3 rRNA genes are annotated in these 6,236 nt (G+C 54.6%); all 3 read left to right on the top strand.

Going from position 1 to position 6,236, the window contains the following annotated elements:
* Nucleotides 1-655 precede the first annotated feature (655 nt).
* The 3 genes from LTH96_RS12845 (at nt 656) to rrf (ending at nt 6,170) form a co-directional block, all read left to right on the top strand.
* Nucleotides 656-2,180, top strand: a 16S ribosomal RNA gene (locus LTH96_RS12845).
* Nucleotides 2,181-2,644: 464 nt separating this feature from the next.
* A 23S ribosomal RNA gene (locus LTH96_RS12840) occupies nt 2,645-5,754 on the top strand.
* Between the two features lie 299 nt (nt 5,755-6,053).
* Nucleotides 6,054-6,170: ribosomal RNA gene (gene rrf, locus LTH96_RS12835) — 5S ribosomal RNA — on the top strand.
* The 16S, 23S and 5S rRNA genes sit together here, the layout of an rRNA operon.
* The last annotated feature ends 66 nt before the right edge of the window (nt 6,171-6,236 follow it).

The raw sequence follows: 6,236 nt of genomic DNA, 5'->3' as shown, positions 1-6,236 counted from the left end.
GGCGTGTGTAAAGTTCTATCTCGTGCTCAAGGGGGCACGGCGGGAAGCTGAGGCGGACCGCGAAGATCCCCGGATTTGATAACCACATAGCTTCTCCCCACACAGGATCTGTTCCTTGTTGCGGTGCGCTGGCCCTCTGGGCTGGTCATCGGCTCAAGCGAGGTGTTCCCGGGGGGTTCGAGACCACGGTTTGTGTGGTGTTCATGCAGAGTTGACCTCGAGTTGACGAAGGCGAACACCGCGACGTAGAGTTGAGAACCGCGCAGACGACGAGTTCGAGTCGTTCGCAGCGAGTATTCGCTGGGAATGATTCATTCGAAGTCGGGTCAGGACGGCGGAAACGCTGAATTGACGAAGCGGAAGCTTGTTGGTAAGCTTACAAAGTTGCTTCGGAGCGATTCAGAGAAAAACTTCTGATGGTGCCGGTAGCGGTTGTTGTTTGAGAACTCAATAGTGTGCCAAGTTTGTTGATACCAAATTATTTATTTGGTTATAACAGCGACATTATCACCCCCGTGATAGTGATCGCAAATTTAGCCAAGGATTCATTAACTGGTGTCCGTGGTTGATGATGGATGGATCGTGAGGGCCTTGTTTTTCTGGCAGGGTCTGGTCTGTTTGTTGTTGATTGTGGATGCTTTCTCTTATTAATTTTTTAATGGAGAGTTTGATCCTGGCTCAGGATGAACGCTGGCGGCGTGCTTAACACATGCAAGTCGAACGATGAAGACCGTGCTTGCACGGTTGGATTAGTGGCGAACGGGTGAGTATCACGTGAGTAACCTTCCCTTGACTCTGGGATAAGCCCGGGAAACTGGGTCTAATACCGGATACGACCAGTCCTCGCATGGGGTGCTGGTGGAAAGATTTATCGGTCTTGGATGGACTCGCGGCCTATCAGCTTGTTGGTGAGGTAATAGCTCACCAAGGCGATGACGGGTAGCCGGCCTGAGAGGGTGACCGGCCACACTGGGACTGAGACACGGCCCAGACTCCTACGGGAGGCAGCAGTGGGGAATATTGCACAATGGGCGAAAGCCTGATGCAGCGACGCCGCGTGCGGGATGACGGCCTTCGGGTTGTAAACCGCTTTCAGCAGGGAAGAAGCGCAAGTGACGGTACCTGCAGAAGAAGCGCCGGCTAACTACGTGCCAGCAGCCGCGGTAATACGTAGGGCGCGAGCGTTATCCGGAATTATTGGGCGTAAAGAGCTCGTAGGCGGTTTGTCACGTCTGCTGTGAAAGCCCGGGGCTCAACCCCGGGTGTGCAGTGGGTACGGGCAGACTAGAGTGCAGTAGGGGAGACTGGAATTCCTGGTGTAGCGGTGAAATGCGCAGATATCAGGAGGAACACCGATGGCGAAGGCAGGTCTCTGGGCTGTTACTGACGCTGAGGAGCGAAAGCATGGGGAGCGAACAGGATTAGATACCCTGGTAGTCCATGCCGTAAACGTTGGGCACTAGGTGTGGGGGACATTCCACGTTTTCCGCGCCGTAGCTAACGCATTAAGTGCCCCGCCTGGGGAGTACGGCCGCAAGGCTAAAACTCAAAGGAATTGACGGGGGCCCGCACAAGCGGCGGAGCATGCGGATTAATTCGATGCAACGCGAAGAACCTTACCAAGGCTTGACATGGACCGGACCGCTGCAGAGATGCAGCTTCCCTTCGGGGTCGGTTCACAGGTGGTGCATGGTTGTCGTCAGCTCGTGTCGTGAGATGTTGGGTTAAGTCCCGCAACGAGCGCAACCCCTATCCTATGTTGCCAGCACGTAATGGTGGGGACTCATGGGAGACTGCCGGGGTCAACTCGGAGGAAGGTGGGGACGACGTCAAATCATCATGCCCCTTATGTCTTGGGCTTCACGCATGCTACAATGGCCGGTACAATGGGTTGCGATACTGTGAGGTGGAGCTAATCCCTAAAAGCCGGTCTCAGTTCGGATCGAAGTCTGCAACTCGACTTCGTGAAGTTGGAGTCGCTAGTAATCGCAGATCAGCAACGCTGCGGTGAATACGTTCCCGGGCCTTGTACACACCGCCCGTCAAGTCACGAAAGTGGGTAACACCCGAAGCCGGTGGCCTAACCCTTGTGGGGGGAGCCGTCGAAGGTGGGACTCGCGATTGGGACTAAGTCGTAACAAGGTAGCCGTACCGGAAGGTGCGGCTGGATCACCTCCTTTCTAAGGAGCAGGACCCGAGTCGGGTCCGCCACTTCATGTCGCCGTTCGTGTGACTGGTGGTTTGCTCAAGGGTGGAATATCAACGAATCGTCATCATGGTCTTGGCACTGGTTTCTCCGGTACGCCCGTCTTGGTCAGCTTTATTGCTGTACTGAGGTTCACGGGTCGGAAAGAGGACTGGTGTCATATGTCTGTGGTGCTTGGCACACTGTTGGGTCCTGAGACAACAATGGTTGTTTCAAGATCTGGCCCTCGGCTTCAGGTAGTCGACCTCGTTTACGGGGTTGGTGATGGTGGTGGGGGTTGTTGTTTGGGAACTGCATAGTGGACGCGAGCATCTTTGTTCTTTTGAACAAAATACTCGAATCATGCTGGTCACGCCTTTGGTGTGGCTGGTGTTTTTTGTGTCAATTTTTAGTCGAGCACTTAATTGTTGAGTGTCATTGCAGCTACTGTGATGATGTTTGTAAGTGTTTTAGGGCGCATGGTGAATGCCTTGGTAGTAGGAGCCGATGAAGGACGTGGGAATCTGCGATAAGCCTGGTGGAGTTGATAACCGAGCGTTGATACCAGGATTTCCGAATGGGGAAACCCCGCATGCCGTGATGGTGTGTGACCACCGGTTGAATGTATAGACCGGTTGGAGGGAACGTCGGGAAGTGAAACATCTCAGTACCGACAGGAAGAGAAAACAATGTAGTGATTCTGTGAGTAGTGGCGAGCGAAAGCGGATGGGGCTAAACCGGTTGCGTGTGATACCTGGTAGGGGTTGCGTGATCGGGGTTGTGGGACATTTCGTTGGGGATCTACCAGTCCTCAGGGTTGAGGTGCGGGCGTATAGACGAAGAAGGTTGAGTCCTTCGCCGTAGAGGGTGTGAGTCCCGTAGTCGTAATGCGTTCCGCCGGCCTGTAAGTGTATCCCGAGTAGCACGAGGCTCGAGGAATCTTGTGTGAATCAGCCAGGACCACCTGGTAAGCCTAAATACTACCTACTAACCGATAGTGAATCAGTACCGTGAGGGAATGGTGAAAAGTACCCCGGGAGGGGAGTGAAATAGTACCTGAAACCATGTGCCTACAATCCGTCAAAGCATCCTATAGGGGTGTGATGGCGTGCCTTTTGAAGAATGAGCCTGCGAGTTAGTGCTCAGTGGCGAGGTTAACCCGTGTGGGGAAGCCGTAGCGAAAGCGAGTCTGAATAGGGCGTTTGAGTCGCTGGGTCTAGACCCGAAGCGGAGTGATCTACCCATGGCCAGGTTGAAGCGCGTGTAAGAGCGCGTGGAGGACCGAACCCACCTAGGTTGAAAACTGGGGGGATGAGCTGTGGGTAGGGGTGAAAGGCCAATCAAACTCCGTGATAGCTGGTTCTCCCCGAAATGCATTTAGGTGCAGCGTTGCGTGTTTCTTGCCGGAGGTAGAGCTACTGGATGGCCGATGGGCCCTACAAGGTTACTGACGTCAGCTAAACTCCGAATGCCGGTCAAGTGAGAGCGCAGCAGTGAGACTGTGGGGGATAAGCTTCATGGTCGAGAGGGAAACAGCCCAGACCACCAGTTAAGGTCCCTAAGCGTGTGCTAAGTGGGAAAGGATGTGGAGTTGCTTAGACAACCAGGAGGTTGGCTTAGAAGCAGCCACCCTTGAAAGAGTGCGTAATAGCTCACTGGTCAAGTGATTCCGCGCCGACAATTTAGCGGGGCTCAAGCACACCACCGAAACTGTGGCATTTAGTCCCTTGCGGACTGGATGGGTAGGGGAGCGTCGAACACTGCGGTGAAGCAGCAGCGTAAGCTCGTCTGTGGAGTGTGTTCGAGTGAGAATGCAGGCATGAGTAGCGAAAGACACGTGAGAAACGTGTCCGCCGAATGACTAAGGGTTCCAGGGTCAAGCTAATCTGCCCTGGGTTAGTCGGGACCTAAGGCGAGGCCGACAGGCGTAGTCGATGGACAACGGGTTGATATTCCCGTACCGGTATAAGACCGCCCATGGTGAACTGGTGATACTAACTGCCCGAATCGTGCTAGAGCGGTCCCTTTGGGATCGACGTGTACGAGGAGCGCAGGACCTGAACCGGGGAGCCAAGCGTATTAACAGGTGTGACGCAGGAAGGTAGCTGAGCCCAGCGATGGTTGTCTGGGTCTAAGAGTGTAGCCCGAGTCCTAGGCAAATCCGGGACTCGTTATACGGGTGAGACTTGATGGGACTCCACTTTGTGGGGGATTCAGTGATCCTATGCTGCCAAGAAAAGCATCGACGCGAGGGCTTGTACCGCCCGTACCCATAACCGACACAGGTGGTCAGGTAGAGAATACTAAGGCGATCGAGAGAACCACGGTTAAGGAACTCGGCAAAATACCCCCGTAACTTCGGGAGAAGGGGGACCACCCTGGTGATCCAGGCTTGCTTTGGTGAGCTGGTGGTGGTCGCAGAGACCAGGGGGAAGCGACTGTTTACTAAAAACACAGGTCCGTGCGAAGTCGTAAGACGATGTATACGGACTGACTCCTGCCCGGTGCTGGAAGGTTAAGAGGAAGGGTTAGTCACTTGTGGCGAAGCTCTGAATTTAAGCCCCAGTAAACGGCGGTGGTAACTATAACCATCCTAAGGTAGCGAAATTCCTTGTCGGGTAAGTTCCGACCTGCACGAATGGAGTAACGACTTCCCCGCTGTCTCAACCGTGGACTCGGCGAAATTGCACTACGAGTAAAGATGCTCGTTACGCGCAGCAGGACGGAAAGACCCCGAGACCTTTACTATAGCTTGGTATTGGTGTTTGACATCACTTGTGTAGGATAGGTGGGAGACTGTGAAGCGGCCACGCTAGTGGTTGTGGAGTCATCGTTGAAATACCACTCTGGTGTTGTTAGGCATCTAACTTCGGGCCCTGATCGGGTCCAGGGACAGTGCCTGGTGGGTAGTTTAACTGGGGCGGTTGCCTCCTAAAGAGTAACGGAGGCGCCCAAAGGTTCCCTCAGCCTGGTTGGCAATCAGGTGTCGAGTGTAAGTGCACAAGGGAGCTTGACTGTGAGAGCGGCAGCTCGAGCAGGAACGAAAGTTGGGACTAGTGATCCGGCGGCACCGTGTGGAAGGGCCGTCGCTCAACGGATAAAAGGTACCTCGGGGATAACAGGCTGATCCTGCCCAAGAGTCCATATCGACGGCATGGTTTGGCACCTCGATGTCGGCTCGTCGCATCCTGGGGCTGGAGTTGGTCCCAAGGGTTGGGCTGTTCGCCCATTAAAGCGGTACGCGAGCTGGGTTTAGAACGTCGTGAGACAGTTCGGTCCCTATCCGCTGCGCGCGCAGGAGATTTGAGAAGGTCTGTCCTTAGTACGAGAGGACCGGGACGGACGAACCTCTGGTGTGTCAGTTGTACTGCCAAGTGCACCGCTGATTAGCTACGTTCGGGATGGATAACCGCTGAAAGCATCTAAGTGGGAAGCCGGCTTCAAGATAAGATCTCCGTCACCTTTAAGGTGTGAAGGCTCCCAGCCAGACTACTGGGTTGATAGGCCAGATGTGGAAGCGCAGCAATGCGTGAAGCTGACTGGTACTAATAAGCCGACCACTTACACCACACTCAATGTGTGCTCGGTGAAGTTTTAATTGAACACTGCGTGTTCGCGTCCACTAGGCGGTTCTCTGCCAACAACCCCGCATTGCCCATGGTGTCTCTTGTTTGAGGCGTGTGGGTGTGTGGGTCAGAGTCAGACCACCCCTGCGTGTCATCACTGTGTGATGGTGTGGGGGGTGTGTATAGTTCAATAGTGTTGTTGTGAGTTTAGGTTTACAGCATCTTCAGTACCCCTGTTGCGGGTGTCAGGTCGTGGTGATCTGGTGCGTGTGGTGGTGTGGGAAGTGGTGTTGTTCTAGAGTTACGGCGGTCATAGCGTGGGGGAAACGCCCGGTCCCATCCCGAACCCGGAAGCTAAGGCCCACTGCGCCGATGGTACTGCACACTGGAGTGTGTGGGAGAGTAGGTCGCCGCCGGACACTATTTGGTAGAGAGGGTTCAAGCCCGGTCCCCTTCGGGGGACCGGGCTTGACCTGTATCCAGGG

Origin of the sequence: Nesterenkonia sp. LB17, assembly GCF_022565915.1 — a bacterium.
GTDB lineage: Bacteria > Actinomycetota > Actinomycetes > Actinomycetales > Micrococcaceae > Nesterenkonia.
Note: the sequence above shows the minus strand (reverse complement) of the source record. Positions and strands in the feature narration are given on the sequence as shown.